The following is an 18,017-nucleotide window of genomic DNA, read 5'->3' as shown; positions in this document are numbered from 1 at the left end:
ATCCAAACAACTAAATAAAAATGAGTTATGGCTCCAAATTTTAGTGGATGTAAGGGACAACATGGACAACTTAAATAAAATGAAACTCACTTCAAAATGGTTCAGTAGTAAGAATATGGGACCCGTCATTGCGCTTCTTGTGGTGTTCTTTGGTAGCTCAATTTTTTCAACGGGATTCTTAGAAATTAAAATGATTGATGGGCATTTGTACGGAAGCATCATCGACATCTTACATCGAAGCATGCCAACCGCGTTGATTGCTTTAGGCATGGCGGTAGTGATAGGCACAGGTGGTATTGATTTATCCGTTGGTGCCATAACTGCTATTTCAGGCGCTGTCATGGCGACCTTATTGACCCAAGCTGGATTATCACCGGCAACGATCCTTGTGTTTGCACTGCTATCGGGTGTGGCATGCGGTTTATGGAATGGCTTATTAGTCGCCTACATTGGTATGCAACCAATCGTTGCCACCTTGATATTAATGGTTGCCGGCCGTGGTATTGCGCAGATGATCACCGGCGGTAAGATTGTTACCTTCCACTCAGAGTTCTTTGAGTTCCTCGGTAATGGCTCATTTATGCTGCTACCTACTCGAGTCTGGTTGCTGATTGCGGTGGTCAGCGTAGTTATTTTTATCATGCGTAAAACTGCACTCGGTTTGTTCTTTGAAGCGGTTGGTGTGAATGCTAATGCGAGTCGCTTAGTGGGTATCGACTCTAAAAAATTAATCGTGTCTGCATATATTTTCTCAGGCATTTGTTCTGCACTAGCGGGCATTATATTGGCTTCAGATATACGTGGAGCGGATGCTAATAACTCCGGATTATGGCTTGAGTTGGATGGAATTCTCGCGGTGGTGATCGCAGGCGGTTCACTTGCTGGTGGTCGATTATACTTAGGATTAACGTTAATCGGTGTGGTGATTATTCAAACATTAACAACAGCAATATTAACAAGTGGTATCCCTGCACAATATAATCTAATTGTTAAAGCAACCATTATTCTGCTAGTTCTTTTGATTCAATCTCCAACGACTAAAAATAAGATCAAAACGATTTGGAATAATAGAAAGAAATCTAAAAAAAGGAGTGAACAATAATGTTTAGTGAAAGGACGCTACCCACGATAGCAACTATTATCGTGTTTTTATCTTTGTATGGTTATGGAATGGTGCAGTATCCAGGTTTTCGAGATTCGTTAGTATTCACCAATCTATTGACTGATAATGCTTTTCTCATCATTACCGCGATTGGAATGACGTTTGTTATTTTATCTGGTGGTATTGATTTATCGGTGGGTTCAATGATTGCCTTTATCGGTGTGTTGTTGGCTTATATGATCACTTCATTAGGCATTCACCCAATTTTTGCCTTTGTATTGGCTCTTATTATTGGTACTGGATTTGGCGCCATCGTGGGTTATGTTGTGGCGGTATTTAAGATTCAAGCCTTTATCGTGACGCTGGCTGGTATGTTTTTATTACGTGGATTAGCATTTTTGATTAGTTTGGATGCGGTCGCCATTAACCATCCGTTTGTAAGCCAATTATCGGATTTTTATATCAGCGTACCAGGTCGAGGAGGGTTCACCTTTATCGCTATAGTAATGTTGGTGGTACTTGCTGTAGGTATTATTCTCTCAAGGAAAACAAGCTTTGGTACTAATGTTTATGCGATAGGCGGTGACTCAGTTTCCGCTGAGTTGTTGGGTGTTTCAATCAATAGTACAACCATCAAGATATATGCACTAAGTGGCCTTTATAGTGCACTTGCGGGCATTGTCTTTTCAATCTACACCGGCTCTGGTTATCCGTTAGCAACCGTAGGTGTTGAACTTGATGCTATTGCTGCTGTGGTTATTGGCGGAACGTTATTAAGTGGTGGTGTGGGTTTTGTCTTAGGCACGTTTTTTGGCGGTATGATCCAAGGACTCATTCAGACGCTTATCTCTTTTGACGGAACATTGAATAGCTGGTGGACAAAAATTGCCATTGGCGTATTACTATTCTTCTTTATTGTTTTACAAAAAGGCATAGTAACTTTTAGCCGTCGCTTTACTTGAGTTACCTTTTAACGGAAGTAAAAAAGCAGCTTATTAATAGCTACAGATAATTTAAAATAAGAAAAGATAATCAGCGACTTCATTGAAGTCGCTTTTTTTTGCTTGTTTACTTAACTCTATCCAATACTACCTTTTATTGGATGGTTCTGCTTTGACCTTATGTAACGACTTACTTTTCATTAAATATGCCTCTTTACTCACTCTGACCATGTTAGCGGAATAGTCCATAAATTTAAGTTGTAAGTTAATCTCTGCCTACGAGTAAAATGTTAAAATACTTTGAGTTTCATATCTGGGAGTAGCTTTATTGTCTATGTTTTTTTATGTTACTTTTGCTTGTGATAGAGTTGGTTTATGATTCATTCTAAAATGGTAAGGTGCAATAGGATAATTTTGATAGTTGATAGAACCATTATTTATACTATTGAAAAATTTACAGAAATTTCTGCATTAAACCAGTTTCTTTTGTCTGCGTAATATTTGATTATTAAATTAATGGATTTGGTATATTGAATTGTGCTGATTCTAGACGAAACACTGGAGTGAAATTACGTTTTTATTTTCTACTCATTTTATTCACCTATAAAATTATTGAGATGAATAATATTACCTCTAATTAGGTGCTCAAAATTAATCCACTATTACAAAATAAATAAATTATAGAGAACAAGTATTTGAAGTTGGATTGTAGCGAAATAATCCATGTAAATTTGGTGTGGATCTTATTTTAGGCTTTATTTTTGGGTTTTTTGATATTTTTACTATAAAATACTCAGCGAATTAGTCTATCTTTTTTGAGGCATAAATATGAAGTATAAATTACTTGCTATTGATTTAGATGGCACAATTCTTAAAGATAATCATCAACTAAATCCTTACAGCCAAAAGCTTATTCAGCAGCTAAAAGTGCACTACCATGTGTTGATTGTAACTGGTCGTCACCATACTGCCGCAAAACCATATTACGAACAATTACAACTTGATACGCCTATTATTTGTTGTAATGGAACATATATTTATGACTATCAACAGGATACGGTATTGTATGAAAATGCAATTAATAAAGATTTAGCCACATATTTTATACATTCTTCAGAGCAACATCAGTTAAAAATGGTGATGTATATTACAGATGCGATGGTCTATTCCTTAGAAGACCCAATTGCATATATGAAACCTCTAGATGCTTGGGCGAAAACTTTTCCTAAAACGAAACAACCCAATATTTATCAAACTGACGAATTTACTTCTCTAATTACAGCAACTGATTACATATGGAAATTTGTTGTTGAAGGAGATCTCCTCACATTGCAAAAATTTTTACAGCAAGACTGGATTAAGGATAAATTTGAAGGGGCTTGGTCTGCCTCTTCACGTATTGATCTTGCTAAAGTAGGAAATAATAAAGGTAATGCTTTGGCGCACTATGCAAAAAAAATAGGCATTAAGCCGGAAAATATTGTCGCAGTGGGGGACAACTTTAATGACATTCCTATGTTACGTTTTGCGGGTGTTGGTATCGCGATGCAACAAGCAAATGCAGAGGTGAAAGTTTGCGCTGATATTATTTCAGATACCGATAATCATGGAGATGGTGTGGCTCGAATCCTGCAACAACATTTTCCAATTGATGGCGCTGAGGAGTAAATATGCGTGATACATTACAAAATGATCCCTTAAAACCTGGGTATGATTTTAATGCCCATCTTGTTTCTGGTTCGACTCCTATTGAAGCTGGGGGGGAACTTGATTTTACGATAGATCGCCCTAATGGAATGAAAGGGTATATTCTTAATATGACCACAAAAGGAGCAGGGACGGTTTTTAAAGGTGATGACCGTTTTGATGTTGAAGAAGGAGATCTTCTTTTGCTACCTGCTGGCGTGCCACATTATTATCATCGTCAGCAAGGCAGCTTAACCTGGCATCATCGTTGGATATACTTCCGTCCTCGCGCTTATTGGGATAATCGTCTCAAGTGGCAAGAATGCATAAATGGTGTGTACTATACCAAAGGTATACATATTGAAGACCAATCTACTATTGAAGTATTACTTAAAAAAATCGAAGTATTGAGTAAGAGTATCGAGCCTTACTCTGATGAACTTACACTAAACTTGCTGGAACAGATCTTGATCCATTGTAAAATGAATCAACCGTGCTTGATTAAAAAACGTATTGACCCACGAATTTCAGAAGTGATTCTTTATATGTCTTCTCACCTTAGTGAAGAATTCTCTAATGAGCAGTTAGCGGAGTTAGTCTTCTTATCGCCTTCAAGGCTTGGGCATTTATTTCGAGATGAAGTCGGTATGACGATTACCCAATGGAGAGATGATCAGAGGATCAGCCGAGCTAAGCAACTATTAGTGACATCCAACTATTCTATAAGTCATATATCACGCTTAATTGGCTATTCTGATCCCCTTTATTTTTCTCGTGTATTTAAAAATAAAACTGGCCTTAGCCCTAAACTATATCGAGAGAAAATCTTGTGATGAATGATATCCGTCATAAACTCATCGGAGAGTCGCTTAAAAATAAAATTGATAACTTGTTTGATATTGATAAAAAGATTTCTTAGCAATAAAAGGCTTATTTTCCTTGGGCCACGCACACTGGTTGGGCGCATCAGGTAAAAATTGGGTCTCTAATGCCACACCTTGGTAGTTCTTGTAGATATTAACTCTAGAGGGGGTTTGTGCTAAATAATTGCCTGTGTATAACTGAATCGCGGGTTTTTCGGTTAGTACGGTCATGGTCACCTTATTGTCTCCTGAAATGAGTGTGGCAACGGGAGTGGCACCATCACACAACTCAGGTGAAAATGTAAATGCGTGGTCATACCCGTTAGCTAATTGTTGATCTTTGCCTTGAAGTAAGTGTGATCCAATAGTTTTAAGCCTAGTGAAGTCGAAAGAAGTATTTTTAACGGGATTTAATATTCCTGTTGGAATAAGTGATTTATCGGTAGTGGCGTAAAATTCTGATTGAAGTTGTAATTTATGATTCAATATCAAGTGTCCAGATTCAGAACCATCGAGATTAAAGTATGCGTGATTGGTTAAATTTATAGGGCAGTCTTGATCGCAAAGCGCAGAGTATTCGATACATACTTGGTTACACTCAGTAAGTGTGTAAGCGACTTCTATCGATATATTACCCGGGAAACCTTGATCTCCATCGGGAGAGGTTAATCGAAAGACTGTATGGTTATCACTACGTTCTGCTATTGTCCATCTACGTGTATTAAATCCTTCTTTTCCACCATGAAGCGTATTTCCATCGTTATTTATAGAAGTTTGATAAACTTTATTATTTAACATAAATTTACCTTTATTAATACGGTTAGCGAAACGGCCTATAGTCGCCCCAAGATATGCAGAATGATTTATGTACTCATCTAACTTCATCATACCGAGTAATACTTCTCGTGTGGATCCATCAACTTGCAATTGGCAACTTACCCATGTTGCTCCTAAGTCCATGATGGTAATAGACATTCCATTGTTATTTTTTAACGTGACAACCTTCGCGGGTTTGCCATCAGGAGCAATATCATGTGTAAGAGATTGCTCGATTTGTTTCGTCGTGAATCCTTTTTTTGAGCTAAGTGTGGTTGAAATCTTATTTATTGGCATAGAGCGCTTCTTTATTTTTTATTTTATATATAAGTACTTCCATAGCGGTGAAAGTGAGATGCTATATTTGGTTACGATAACAAAGTACTTAAATAAAAAGCTAACGGACGTAGGGTTAAATTATTATCGACTTAATCGTTTTATAATTTTGGCGGTTGAGTAATTGCTTAAGCATTGTATTTGCACGACTAGCAGTGGTTTATTTGTGTAATCAAACTTCGTTTATTAAGCCTGATTACACGGTATTAATTATTTTTGTTGCTTATATCTATCAAAGATTACAGCTGCTAATAAGATACCCCCACGAACTACGTATTGTGCGAATGGTGATATATTTAGTAAGTTCATTGCATTTTCTACCGTACCTAAAATAAGCACACCAGCAATAACATAAGATATTTTACCAATACCCCCTTTAAGTGATACGCCACCAAGTACACAAGCCGAGATAACGGTAAGCTCAAATCCCACGGATGTCATTGGCTGACCACTTGTCATGCGTGCAGCTAAAATAACCCCTGCCAGTGAGCTAATAAGTCCAGAAACGGTAAATATAATTAGTTTTGTTTTGGTGACATCTACACCAGCAAGTCTGGCGGCTTCTTCATTACCACCAATTGCTAATGTATTACGGCCGTAAACGGTTTTATTTAATAAGAAAGTAAATACCGCGAACGTAACAACTGTTAACCAGATTGGTAATGGAAGACCCAAAAATGTGGCATTACCTACTGCAAAAAAAGCTTCTTCAGTAATACCAACTGCTTTACCATCGGAAATAATGTAACCCAACCCACGAGCAATTTGCATCGTTGCTAAGGTAGTGATAAGTGCGTTTACTTTTAATTTAGCGATGATGAAGCCGTTAAATAAACCGAATGCCACACCCGATAATAATCCGGCGGTGATACCTATGACCACACTGCCAGATGCGTTGATTGCAACCCCAGTAACAACACCAGAGCAAGCCACAATAGAAGCAACGGATAAGTCTAAATCACCACATGCTAAGCAAAATAACATAGCACAAGCTATCATGCCACTCATTGAAATCGCGAGTCCGAGACCGCGCATATTAATCATTGAACCAAAATTGGGTACAAAAATAAGGCAGATTAAGAACAAGCCAGCGAATACGCTAAGCATACCGAACCTATCCCAATATTGATCAATCTTAAAGTGCGACTTCTTAACCACTGGAGTAGGTAAAACATTTGAATTTTTGGTTGTCATTGACTTAATCCTCATCGACAAGTTGGGGCGTATGCATTTCTAGCATCGCCAAATTTAGGGCAGATTCTTCACTAAAATCTTTACGTTTTAGGTGACCACTAATGCGGCCTTCTTTCATTACTAATAAACGGTCTGCGACACCAAGTACTTCAGGTAAATCACTGGAAATCATTAATATTGTTACGCCTGATTCTGCTAATGTAAAAATTAATTCATAAATTTCAGATTTAGCTCCGACATCGATACCACGGGTTGGCTCGTCCAAGATGAGAACTTTCATGTGAGTTGACAGCCAACGGCCAAGGATAATTTTTTGTTGATTACCACCCGATAAATTTCCGATGCGCTGTTCAAGATTAGGTGTCTTCACTTTAAGATTACGTACTTTTTCGTCGGCATTAGTATGTTCCCAGTCTTCGTCGATCAAGCAGCCTAATTTGATGTTGCTACGACGAGCAGTAATGTTCATATTTTCTTTTACTGATAGAATTGGCAATATGCCACTTAGTTTTCTGTCTTCTGGGCAGTAGGTAATACCGGCTTTGATTGCATCTATTGGGGAATTTACTTTTACCGGTGAGCCATCAATAAATATCTCACCTTGTAATTTGGTTTCAGCCCCAAAAAGTAATCGTGTTAACTCTGTACGACCAGAACCAACAAGCCCAAATAATCCAAGAATTTCACCACATTTAATATTTAAAGAAACAGGCTCTTTAACACCTGGTCCCATTAGATTCTTCACTGTTAGTCCATCAAAGCCGAAGTCACGAGTTCGATAGTTATAAATATTTTTTAATTCTCTACCAACCATTAACTTCACTAAACGGTCATGAGTGAGAGTGTTTAAATCGTAGAATGTTTCAACATGAGTACCGTCTTTAAAGATAGTTAGAGCATCTGAAATTCTAAAAATCTCTTCCATGCGATGTGAAACGTAAAAAATAACCTTACCTTGATCACGCAGTTCAACAATCACTTTAAATAAATTTTCTATTTCACGCGAAGATAAGCTACTTGTTGGTTCGTCAAAAGCGATAATTTTTGCATCTCGACTAAGCGCTTTAGCAATTTCAACCATTTGCCATTGACCTATCGATAGACGCTTGACTGGCTGAGATGGATCTATATCTTCTCCTAAGCGAATTAGCTGTTTACGAGCCATTTCATTTAGTTTTTTGTAATCTACAGTTGCGTTCTTTGTTGGCAGTTGTCCAAGGAAGATATTCTCTGCCACACTCAGCTCAGGAATAAGATTAAGTTCTTGATAAATAATTGCAATGCCGCTATTTAATGAATCAGTTTCATCTTCAAAAGTGGTGATTTTCCCATCAATAACGAGCTCACCTTTGGTAGGGTGGTTTATACCGCTTAATATCTTCAGCAGTGTCGATTTTCCAGCGCCGTTTTCTCCCATCAAGGCATGAATACTTGCTTCTTTAACACCAAAGCTCATTCCATCTAAGGCTTTAACACCAGGAAAATATTGGCAGATATTTTTAAATTCAACATGGTAATTTGGGGATGACATAATAACCTCGAAAATAGAGCCCAACACTTTAGTCATTGAGCTCTGTAGTATGAAAGACTGAATTACAAACCTTTTTTCTTCAGTTCTTCTTTGAAATTTTCACGAGTAATTAACACTACGTCCGTTACTTCAACGAATTTTTCTGGCTCTACATCGTTAACTACCCATTGATAGAGCATTTCAGTTGATTTGTACCCGTGTACGTCTGGGCTAGGAAGCAATGAACCGTGAAAGCCTGTTGCTTTGCTTTTTGCTAATTCATTTACCGCATCGACACCGTTGATACCGATGCCAATAATATTTTCAGCCGTAAAACCTTGGCCTTCAGTTGCACGTACACCACCTAATACAGTGTTGTCATTCATACCAACAATTAACCAATTTTCTACATTTGGGTATTGAACGAGTAGTGAGTTAGCAGCATCAAGTGCGCCAGGGATATCATTCGCTTTTGTTGGAACTCGATGAATTTGATCAACAGGGAAACCATCTGATGTTAATGCAGAAATAGAGCCGTTAACGCGACGACGCGCAGTATCTAATTCATCAGCGGTGATTGCCATAACCGCACTTTTAGCTATATTCCAACCGCGTTTTGTCATTTCTTTATAAAGTTCATGACCTTGGCGTTCACCAATTTGTACAGCAGCCATCATAACTAATGGCACTTGAGTCATTGGCTTGCCTTTAGGATCTAAAAGTTGGTCATCGACAGTAATCACCTTTAAGCCATAGCTTTTTGCTTTTGCCATGATAGCTGAACCTAATTTAGGATCTGGCGTACATATAACAAAACCTTTTGCACCACTTGCAGCAAGGGTATCAATCGCATTTAATGTTTTTTCGCCATCTGGTACTGCCATTTTAATAAGTTCAAACTTATTCGCTGCTGCTGCTTTATCTGCAAAAGCCCATTCAGTTTGGAACCAAGGTTCTTCAGGCTGTTTTACTAAGTAACCGAGTTTCAAGGTATCATCGTCATTACCCCAAAATGCAGCACTTGCGTTAACACTTAAAAAAGCGGCACCTGCCAGCAAACAAGTTGTTAATATTTTTTTGATTTCCATATAAATTCTCCATTATTGTTTTTTGTGTAGGTTGGAATTAGACCGAAAATCTAATCCACGCCAATAGAATAGAGGAAAATAAATAATTATTGAGTGTTCCGAATTCACATTTTAATCGAATAGCAAATTAATCCATGCATCCAGCAAAATGTTGCCATGCTGTTAATTTTTACGTTTTAAAATTTACTAAAAAACAATTAAACCTTTGAATTTAAGTGTGTTTGTGTTTTTTTAATTTTTAAGGGAAATGTACATATCTGTAATGATACCGTCTTCACTTCGCTTGTTTTTAAAATGCGATCAAACTAGCTCTGCGAATAAAAAAGTTATCTCCCCTCAAAAAGAAGTTTTAAAATTCCATCATTAAAAAGTAAGTGATGGCAATAAGGGGCCAATTAAAGTTCTTTTATTATACTTTGAGGGGGCAGCCTGCGTATTCATTAATCAACACTAATTTAGCTCATTAATGGATTATTTAGACCCTATAAAAAATCAACATCCTTTTAGTTATAAATCGCTTAAATTCATTGCAACTTAGTGAGCTGACCGGTATCGCTCTGATGTGATTATTGATAAGGAAAAATATCTTGGTATAACACTTGCCATGTTGCTCTTTACAGCTCAGACCTCAAACCAATTGAAAGATTAGGGGCGGTAATGAAAATAATCGTTATTTTCTACCAGTAATGAATTTCGAGAAACTATCAATTACTTTTTGAGGCTCTTTTCCCTGATTTGGGTGTTAAATTTAATCGCCGTATCTCACTTAAAGGTAAAACATCCTTATGGCATAAATTTTGTAAAATATGACTGAAGCCATGGATAATAAGCGTGGTGCATCCTGCTTTCTTGCCCTCATCTAACTAATTATTAAAATCAGACACATGCATGAATATGGTCAAGCTAGCGAATTCGTCTATGTTTCTAGCGGGTAGTTTAATGGCCGATATATCTTTATTGAGGTTAAATAAAATAACATTTATTTAAATAATAATATTGGTGGTTTTCATGAGTGAGAATAAATTTACAATTGGTTTGGACTTTGGATCGGATTCAGTGAGGGCATTATTAGTTAATACATCATCGGGGCAAGAAGTCGCATGTAGTATTAATAACTATTCCCGTTGGATGAATAGTTTATATTGTTTACCAATTCAATCACAATTTCGTCACCACCCTCAAGATTACATTGATTCTATGACAATGGCAATCAAGGATATGCTCGGGCAGGTATCTGAAAATGTTATCAAAAAAATTGTTGGCATTGGAGTCGACACAACAGGTTCTACACCCGCTCCTATTGATAAAGACGGTAATATTCTTGCTCTCTTACCTGAGTTTCGCGACAACCCAAACGCAATGTTTATTTTGTGGAAAGACCACACATCAATTCAAAAAGCAGAACTCATTAATCAGTTAGCGCACAGTGGAAAATTTGTAGATTACACTCGCTATGTCGGTGGTATTTATTCTTCTGAGTGGTTCTGGGCAAAAGCTGCTTGGGTTAGTGAACAAGATACTGAAGTTGCTAAGCATGCTTATAGTTGGGTAGAACTATGTGACTGGATCCCCGCTATTCTTTCTGGCAACCAAGCACCAGATAAATTACGCCGAGGTATTTGCGCTGCAGGACATAAAGCGCTTTGGCATGATGACTGGAATGGTTTACCTGAACAAGATTTTTTATCTGCTATTTCTACAACCTTGGATGGTATCCGTGAGCGTATGTTTGATTGTGTTTATACCTCAGATCAACAGGCCGGTCATTTAACTTCTGAATGGGCAGAAAGGTTGGGTTTGCCTGAAGGCATTGCTATTGCCATTGGTGAGTTTGATTGCCATATGGGCGCCGTCGGTGCGGGAGCGAAAGAGCATGACTTGGTTAAAGTCATTGGTACTTCGACCTGCGATATTTTGATGGTTAAGCCAGAGTTGATTGGTGATAAAACTATTGCGGGCATTTGTGGCCAAGTAAAAGGCAGTGCATTGCCTGGATTAGTTGCTCTGGAAGCAGGTCAATCAGCCTTTGGTGATATATACGCTTGGTACAAACGCTTATTAATGTGGCCGATTCAGCAGTGGGTGAAAGAGCATCCTGATGATCAAGCTATCCTCGATAATATAGATGAACTTCTCATTCCTATGCTTGCTGATATGGCTGGGGGGAAGCCACAAACAGATAACTCACCATTAAGTATGGATTGGCATAATGGCCGACGTACTCCAATTGCCAATCAACGCCTAAAAGGTGTCATCAGTGGTTTGAATTTAGGTAGTACTGCACCGGATATATTCTACAGTTTAGTTGAGTCTACAGCCCACGGAGCTAAGGCCATCATGGACTGTATGGTAACGCAAGGTGTTGATGTGAAAAGAGTACTTGCCATCGGTGGCATTGCACAGAAATCTAAACTGGTAATGCAGACCTGTTCTGATGTGATGGGGACAGAAATAGCTGTTGTTGAATCGGATCAGTGTTGTGCACTCGGGGCTGCGATTTTTGCATCAGTAGCTGCTAGTGCACACCCAAGTGTTGATGCTGCACAGCAAGCAATGGCAAGCCCGATAATGCGCATATACACGCCAGATAAGCAGGCAGTGGAATTCTATCAAAAACGTAGCCAAGCCTATCATTTATTAGGCAACAAAATTGAATCATTAGTTACAAAAGATGGTGTTTAATTTATGAAATGCGCACAGTTAAGAGAGCAAGTATGGCAAGCCAATATGGACTTGCAAAAGCATCAATTAGTCACTTTTACCTGGGGTAATGTATCCGGTATTGACCGTAAATTGGGATTAGTTGTTATCAAACCCAGTGGTGTCGCCTATGAAGCCTTATCCCCTGAAAATATGGTAATAGTTGACTTGAAGGGTAACCTTATTGAAGGAGATTTAAATCCATCATCAGATACTGCTACACATTTAGCTTTGTATCGAGCATATGAAAGTTTGGGTGGTGTCGTTCACACTCATTCTTCCTATGCAACTTCGTGGGCACAAGCAGGCGCACCTATCCCTGCTTTAGGCACCACACATGCGGATTATTTTTTCGGCAACATTCCATGTGCCCGAGCGTTAACAGTGGAAGAAATTAAGAACGATTATGAGCTTAATACTGGGAATGTGATTATTGAAACTATTGCTAATAGTGACCCTATGGAAATTCCTGGAATTCTAGTTCGTGAACATGCGCCATTTACGTGGGGTAAAGATGCTCATGATGCTGTCCATAACGCCGTAGTGATCGAAGAGGTTGCAAAAATGGCCTATCGCACTTTACTTCTCAATCCAAAGGTTACGTCTATACCGCAATCACTGCTTGATAAACATTACCTTCGTAAACATGGTAAAGACGCTTATTACGGTCAGAAGTAGCGTAACAAAAGAACAAAATACAGCAAGTAATTCAACAAGTTGAATAAATAACCTAAGAGGTCACTATGACAAATAAAACGCAAAAATCTGTTTGGTTCGTAACAGGATCACAACATTTATATGGTCCTAAAGTCTTAGAGCAAGTAGCGGCAAATAGCCAAACTATTGTAAAGGGGTTGAATGAATCGAATAGCGTAGCAACACTTATTGAGTGCAAAGGTACGGTTAAAACACCTGATGAGATTCTTGAAATCTGCCAACGTGCTAATAATGACAAAAATTGTCTTGGTCTGGTTCTGTGGATGCATACTTTCTCTCCAGCTAAAATGTGGATTTCTGGATTAAACCAATTAAATAAACCCTATGTTCATTTTCATACTCAATTTAATGATGCTCTACCTTGGGATAGCATTGATATGAACTTTATGAACTTAAATCAAAGTGCACACGGTGACAGAGAATTTGGTTACATCTGTACACGACTCGGATTAGATCGTCGCGTTATTGTAGGGCACTGGCAGTCAGAAGCTGTTCATAAACAATTAGACAACTGGTGTCGTGCGACTAAAGGGTGGCAAGAAAGCCAAACACTACGCGTTGCCCGGTTTGGAGATAATATGCGACAAGTCGCTGTTACTGAAGGTAATAAAGTGACTGCTCAAATTGATTTAGGCTTTGAAGTCCATGCTTATAGTTTAGGGGAATTAACAAAAGCTATTGAAAGTGTTGATGAAGTAGATGTTGATATTTTACTTAAAGAATATAGCCAGCAATATCGAATTACAGATGCAATTTATGATGATATTACATTATTAGAAATTCTAAAAAATGAAGCGCGTCTCGAATTAGGCATGCAAGCATTTCTAAGTGATAAAGGTTGTATGGCCTTTACTAATACCTTTGAAAATCTAACTGGCCTAACTAACTTACCTGGACTTGCAACACAGCGTCTGATGGAAAAAGGTTATGGTTATGGCGGTGAAGGTGATTGGAAAACGGCTGCAATGACGCGTATTGTTAAAACAATCGGTGAAGGCCTACCTGGTGGGACATCCTTTATGGAAGACTATACTTATAACCTAGTGGGTGAAGGGCAGGTATTAGGTGCACATATGTTGGAAGTTTGTCCGAGTATTTCTGCTGACAAACCATCGATTGAAATTCATCGCCATACCATTGGGCAAACCAACGATGTCGCACGCGCTATCTTCAGTGCTAAAGACGGACCTGCACTCGTTATCACCCTGCTTGACCTTGGCAGTCGCTACCGTATGTTAGTGAATGCTATTGATACTGTAACGCCTCCAGCATCTCTTCCACATCTTCCTGTCGCACATGCGCTCTGGGAGCCTCAACCTAATTTAAGTGTTTCTGCAGCTGCATGGATACATGCAGGTGGTGCTCATCACAGTGTTTATACTCAATCAGTGACAATCGAAATGTTGGAGGATTTCTCTGAATTTGCTGGTATTGAATTGATTGTGATAGATAACAATACTAATATCCGCGACTTCAAAACCAACCTGAAACACAATAGCTTATATTATCGAATGAAATCAGGCATTTAAGTTTTTTGTTATTAACTTAATAAATGTCTTACTAAATGAATGATAATCCAGTAATGAAAAAATTTAATATTTATTCGGATTATCGTTCCTTCAAATGAATAAAAAACCTTGCGGATCGATTTAGTTCTGATCGCCATTTACTTAAAATCAAGCACTATCGTGATGGTTTTATAGCTGAGCTGGATAGGGTTATTTGTGTCCAAAATCTAGGGGAATGTGTATTTGGTCGAGTTTTCTTTGTTTAGGTTGCTAAATTGACAATGCCATAAGGTAGTCGCTCGGTATGCAGTTAAAGCACTTTAGAGCCAGCGCTACTTGGTAATGAATCACATCATTAATAATTATAAGGTTTAACTTTATGTCTAACAAATTAGAAGCATTACGTAAATTAACAATGGTTGTAGCCGATACTGGTGATATTGAAGCAATAAAGCAGTATCAACCTGAAGATGCAACTACCAATCCATCTTTAATATTAAAAGCCGCGCAAATTCCTGAATATGCACCGTTAATTGAAGATGCAATTAACTATGCTAAAACACAAAGTGATTTAATTACTCAACAGATTTTAGATACAGGAGATATGTTAGCGGTAAACATCGGGAAAGAAATTTTAAAAGTTATCCCTGGTCGAGTGTCTACAGAAGTTGATGCTCGCTTATCTTATAACACGGAAGCAAGTTTAGAACGAGCCCGCAAGTTAGTGAAAATGTATAACGATGCAGGTATCACTACTGACCGTATTCTTATCAAATTGGCTTCGACGTGGGAAGGTGTTAGAGCTGCTGAAATTCTCGAGAAAGAAGGTATTAATTGTAATCTTACTTTGTTGTTTTCTTTCGCTCAAGCTCAGGCCTGCGCTGAAGCTGGCGTATATTTAATCTCTCCTTTTGTTGGGCGTATCATGGACTGGCATAAAGCAAAACAAGGTCGTGAATTTGTTGGCCATGAAGACCCAGGTGTACTGTCTGTCACTAAGATCTATGATTACTACAAGAAGAATAATTATAACACTATTGTTATGGGCGCAAGCTTTAGAAATATAGATGAAATATTGGAATTAGCAGGTTGTGATCGTCTAACGATTAGCCCTGAATTATTGCAAGTACTAGCAAATACTGAAGGTGACATTGTAAGAAAATTAGTTCCAACATCTGAATGTATTACTGCTAAAACGGCTTTAACGCATTCTAAATTCCTGTGGGAACATAATCAAGATGCTATGGCAGTAGAGAAACTTGCTGAGGGCATTCGTAATTTTGCCCTTGACCAAGACAAATTGGAAGTGATGATCTCTGAACGATTATAAATTACTTTATCAAATTAATTCTAATACTTTATCTATGTAACTTGGGGAAAAAATGAAAAATAAACATCTTTCGAACGCCATTCGAGCACTAAGTATGGACGCAGTGCAACAAGCAAATTCAGGGCATCCTGGTGCACCTATGGGGATGGCTGATATAGCAGAGGTATTGTGGCGTGATCATTTAAACCATAATCCTAGTAACCCAGGTTGGGTAGATCGTGACCGTTTCGTTCAATCTAATGGCCATGGTTCAATGCTTATTTACTCTTTATTGCATTTATCTGGATACGAATTATCAATTGAAGATTTAAAGAACTTTCGTCAATTGCATTCTAAAACACCAGGACATCCTGAGTTTGGCTATACACCTGGTGTTGAAACAACCACGGGCCCATTGGGGCAGGGTATTGCTAATGCTGTCGGTATGGCATTGGCTGAAAAATCCCTAGCAGCACAATTTAACCGTGAGGAAATAAATATTGTTGACCATTATACATATGTATTTATGGGGGATGGGTGCTTAATGGAAGGAATTTCTCACGAAGTTTGTTCGTTTGCAGGTACTCATCAACTAGGAAAATTGATTGCATTTTGGGATGACAATGGCATATCAATTGATGGTGACGTTGAAGGGTGGTTTACTGATGATACCGCAAAACGTTTTGAGTCATATGGCTGGCATGTTATTGCTGCGGTAGATGGGCATAATCGAGATGAGATTAATGATGCTATTTTACTTGCTAAACAAGAGATTAGTAAACCAACCTTAATTTGTACTAAGACAATTATCGGTTTTGGTTCCCCTAATAAATCAGGTACTCATGACTGCCATGGGGCACCACTGGGTTTAGAAGAAATAAAAGTAACTAAAGAGGGTTTATGTTGGTTACATGATCCTTTTGAAATTCCACGCGAAGTTTATGAACAATGGGATGCAAAAGCAACAGGGTTAACTAAAGAGAAAACGTGGAATAAGAAACTGTCTGAGTATACTCAAAAATATCCCGATTTGGCTACTGAATTCAAGCGCAGAATGATTGGAGAGCTACCTGCTGATTGGAAAGAAAAAACAGAAAAAATAATCACTGATTTACAAGCTACTCCTGCCAATATTGCATCACGTAAAGCATCACAAAATGCATTAGAAGCATTTGGTGCTTTGATTCCTGAGTTTATGGGGGGCTCTGCAGATCTTGCACCTTCAAATTTAACAATGTGGTCAGGTTCAAAAGCAGTAACAGCGGATGATGCATCTGGTAACTACATTCATTACGGTGTTCGTGAATTTGGCATGACTGCAATCATGAATGGTATTACATTACATGGTGGTTTTGTACCTTATGGTGCGACATTTTTGATGTTCATGGAATATGCTAGAAATGCGATGCGTATGGCAGCTTTAATGAAAATTCAAAATATTCAGGTATATACACATGACTCTATTGGCTTAGGTGAGGATGGTCCCACTCATCAACCTGTAGAGCAAATTGCTTCATTGCGGTTAACGCCAAATATGAGTACTTGGAGACCGTGTGATCAGGTTGAGTCAGCTGTTGCATGGAAACTTGCGATTGAAAGAAAAGATGCCCCATCGGCATTAATTTTTTCTCGTCAAAGCCTTGCTCAACAAGATAGAACGGAACAACAAGTTAATGATATATCGAAAGGTGCTTATATCTTAAAAGATTGTCAAGGTATGCCCGATTTGATTTATATCGCTACAGGCTCTGAAGTTGAACTTGCTGTTCAAAGTGCAGAAATAATGAAACTTGAAGGTTATCTAGTAAGAGTTGTTTCTATGCCATCAACCGATACATTTGATCGACAACCCGCGACTTATCGTGAAATAGTTCTTCCTGCTAAAGTAACTGCGCGTGTTGCTATTGAAGCTGGAATTGCAGATTATTGGTATAAGTATGTAGGGCTTAATGGTCGTGTCGTTGGAATGACAACCTTTGGAGAATCTGCGCCAGCAGATGAACTATTTAAGATATTTGGTTTTACAGTTGAAAATGTAATCAAGGTGTCTAAAGAAGTTATGATGTAAAATAAATTACATTATTTTCTGGTGAGTTTCATTTTGTACTGTCAACTTAACAGTCCCTCAACCAATTGTGCGATAATCTGCTGATGAAAAATTAAAATATCTATGCAGGTTATCGCTATCCGGTACTGTCACTTAACAATAACCTCGCAGTTTGGCTTTATCATGGTACTGTCAAGGGT

At 38.2% G+C, this 18,017-nt stretch carries 13 protein-coding genes; 9 read left to right on the top strand and 4 right to left on the bottom strand.

Annotated elements, in window-relative coordinates; all coding sequences use genetic code 11:
* Positions 1 to 61: 61 nt before the first annotated feature.
* The 4 genes from MT390_RS02315 to araC all read left to right on the top strand — a co-directional run bounded on the left by MT390_RS02315 (position 62) and on the right by araC (position 4,562).
* Complete coding sequence (locus MT390_RS02315) at positions 62 to 1,102, top strand: ABC transporter permease (RefSeq protein WP_499439378.1); 1,041 nt, start codon at positions 62 to 64, stop codon at positions 1,100 to 1,102.
* Complete coding sequence (yjfF, locus tag MT390_RS02310) at positions 1,102 to 2,064, top strand: galactofuranose ABC transporter, permease protein YjfF (protein WP_499439377.1); 963 nt, start codon at positions 1,102 to 1,104, stop codon at positions 2,062 to 2,064. The genes MT390_RS02315 and yjfF overlap by 1 nt, the downstream gene beginning before the upstream one ends.
* An 807-nt stretch (positions 2,065 to 2,871) precedes the next feature.
* Complete coding sequence (locus MT390_RS02305; RefSeq protein WP_499439375.1) at positions 2,872 to 3,711, top strand: Cof-type HAD-IIB family hydrolase; 840 nt, start codon at positions 2,872 to 2,874, stop codon at positions 3,709 to 3,711.
* 2 nt (positions 3,712 to 3,713) lie between these two features.
* Positions 3,714 to 4,562, top strand: coding sequence for an arabinose operon transcriptional regulator AraC (gene araC / locus MT390_RS02300; protein WP_499439373.1), 849 nt, complete (start codon positions 3,714 to 3,716; stop codon positions 4,560 to 4,562).
* 36 nt (positions 4,563 to 4,598) lie between these two features.
* Here araC and galM read toward each other — a convergent pair whose 3' ends face one another.
* The 4 genes from galM to MT390_RS02280 all read right to left on the bottom strand — a co-directional run bounded on the left by galM (position 4,599) and on the right by MT390_RS02280 (position 9,536).
* Positions 4,599 to 5,705 carry a galactose-1-epimerase gene (gene galM, locus MT390_RS02295; RefSeq protein WP_499439371.1) on the bottom strand — a complete coding sequence of 369 codons (1,107 nt, stop codon included), beginning with the start codon at positions 5,703 to 5,705 and terminating at the stop codon, positions 4,599 to 4,601.
* A gap of 249 nt (positions 5,706 to 5,954) precedes the next feature.
* The gene (araH, locus tag MT390_RS02290) at positions 5,955 to 6,938 is read right to left on the bottom strand and encodes an L-arabinose ABC transporter permease AraH (RefSeq protein WP_499439369.1); all 984 of its coding nucleotides are present in this window, start codon (positions 6,936 to 6,938) and stop codon (positions 5,955 to 5,957) included.
* Positions 6,939 to 6,942: 4 nt separating this feature from the next.
* On the bottom strand, positions 6,943 to 8,505 hold the full coding sequence (araG, locus tag MT390_RS02285) for an L-arabinose ABC transporter ATP-binding protein AraG (RefSeq protein WP_499439368.1): 1,563 nt from the start codon (positions 8,503 to 8,505) through the stop codon (positions 6,943 to 6,945).
* A gap of 26 nt (positions 8,506 to 8,531) precedes the next feature.
* Complete coding sequence (locus tag MT390_RS02280; protein ID WP_499439367.1) at positions 8,532 to 9,536, bottom strand: substrate-binding domain-containing protein; 1,005 nt, start codon at positions 9,534 to 9,536, stop codon at positions 8,532 to 8,534.
* A 1,008-nt stretch (positions 9,537 to 10,544) separates the two neighbouring features.
* On the opposite strand from MT390_RS02280, the gene MT390_RS02275 reads away from it, so the two are divergent.
* The 5 genes from MT390_RS02275 (at position 10,545) to tkt (ending at position 17,838) form a co-directional block, all read left to right on the top strand.
* Complete coding sequence (locus MT390_RS02275) at positions 10,545 to 12,218, top strand: ribulokinase (protein ID WP_499439366.1); 1,674 nt, start codon at positions 10,545 to 10,547, stop codon at positions 12,216 to 12,218.
* Positions 12,219 to 12,221: 3 nt separating this feature from the next.
* A complete protein-coding gene (locus MT390_RS02270) occupies positions 12,222 to 12,914 on the top strand; it encodes an L-ribulose-5-phosphate 4-epimerase (protein ID WP_499439364.1) in 693 nt (230 codons plus the stop codon).
* Between the two features lie 65 nt (positions 12,915 to 12,979).
* Positions 12,980 to 14,482 (top strand): L-arabinose isomerase, encoded by a 1,503-nt coding sequence (gene araA, locus MT390_RS02265; RefSeq protein WP_499439362.1) that lies wholly within the window; start codon positions 12,980 to 12,982, stop codon positions 14,480 to 14,482.
* Positions 14,483 to 14,840: 358 nt separating this feature from the next.
* The gene (gene tal, locus MT390_RS02260; protein WP_499439361.1) at positions 14,841 to 15,791 is read left to right on the top strand and encodes a transaldolase; all 951 of its coding nucleotides are present in this window, start codon (positions 14,841 to 14,843) and stop codon (positions 15,789 to 15,791) included.
* Between the two features lie 52 nt (positions 15,792 to 15,843).
* The gene (tkt, locus tag MT390_RS02255) at positions 15,844 to 17,838 is read left to right on the top strand and encodes a transketolase (protein WP_499439359.1); all 1,995 of its coding nucleotides are present in this window, start codon (positions 15,844 to 15,846) and stop codon (positions 17,836 to 17,838) included.
* Positions 17,839 to 18,017 lie beyond the last annotated feature (179 nt).

The sequence above is a fragment of the Vibrio sp. 2-Bac 85 genome (assembly GCF_037546705.1).
In the GTDB taxonomy this organism is placed as follows: domain Bacteria; phylum Pseudomonadota; class Gammaproteobacteria; order Enterobacterales; family Psychromonadaceae; genus Psychromonas.
Note: the sequence above shows the minus strand (reverse complement) of the source record. Positions and strands in the feature narration are given on the sequence as shown.

Excerpts from the sequence above, each read along its gene's own strand:
- MT390_RS02315 (WP_499439378.1), top strand. The coding sequence starts at position 62 with ATGGACAACTTAAATAAAATGAAACTCACTTCAAAATGGTTCAGTAGT.
- yjfF (WP_499439377.1), top strand. The coding sequence starts at position 1,102 with ATGTTTAGTGAAAGGACGCTACCCACGATAGCAACTATTATCGTGTTT.
- MT390_RS02305 (WP_499439375.1), top strand. The coding sequence starts at position 2,872 with ATGAAGTATAAATTACTTGCTATTGATTTAGATGGCACAATTCTTAAA.
- araC (WP_499439373.1), top strand. The coding sequence starts at position 3,714 with ATGCGTGATACATTACAAAATGATCCCTTAAAACCTGGGTATGATTTT.
- galM (WP_499439371.1), bottom strand. The coding sequence starts at position 5,705 with ATGCCAATAAATAAGATTTCAACCACACTTAGCTCAAAAAAAGGATTC.
- araH (WP_499439369.1), bottom strand. The coding sequence starts at position 6,938 with ATGACAACCAAAAATTCAAATGTTTTACCTACTCCAGTGGTTAAGAAG.
- araG (WP_499439368.1), bottom strand. The coding sequence starts at position 8,505 with ATGACTAAAGTGTTGGGCTCTATTTTCGAGGTTATTATGTCATCCCCA.
- MT390_RS02280 (WP_499439367.1), bottom strand. The coding sequence starts at position 9,536 with ATGGAAATCAAAAAAATATTAACAACTTGTTTGCTGGCAGGTGCCGCT.
- MT390_RS02275 (WP_499439366.1), top strand. The coding sequence starts at position 10,545 with ATGAGTGAGAATAAATTTACAATTGGTTTGGACTTTGGATCGGATTCA.
- MT390_RS02270 (WP_499439364.1), top strand. The coding sequence starts at position 12,222 with ATGAAATGCGCACAGTTAAGAGAGCAAGTATGGCAAGCCAATATGGAC.
- araA (WP_499439362.1), top strand. The coding sequence starts at position 12,980 with ATGACAAATAAAACGCAAAAATCTGTTTGGTTCGTAACAGGATCACAA.
- tal (WP_499439361.1), top strand. The coding sequence starts at position 14,841 with ATGTCTAACAAATTAGAAGCATTACGTAAATTAACAATGGTTGTAGCC.
- tkt (WP_499439359.1), top strand. The coding sequence starts at position 15,844 with ATGAAAAATAAACATCTTTCGAACGCCATTCGAGCACTAAGTATGGAC.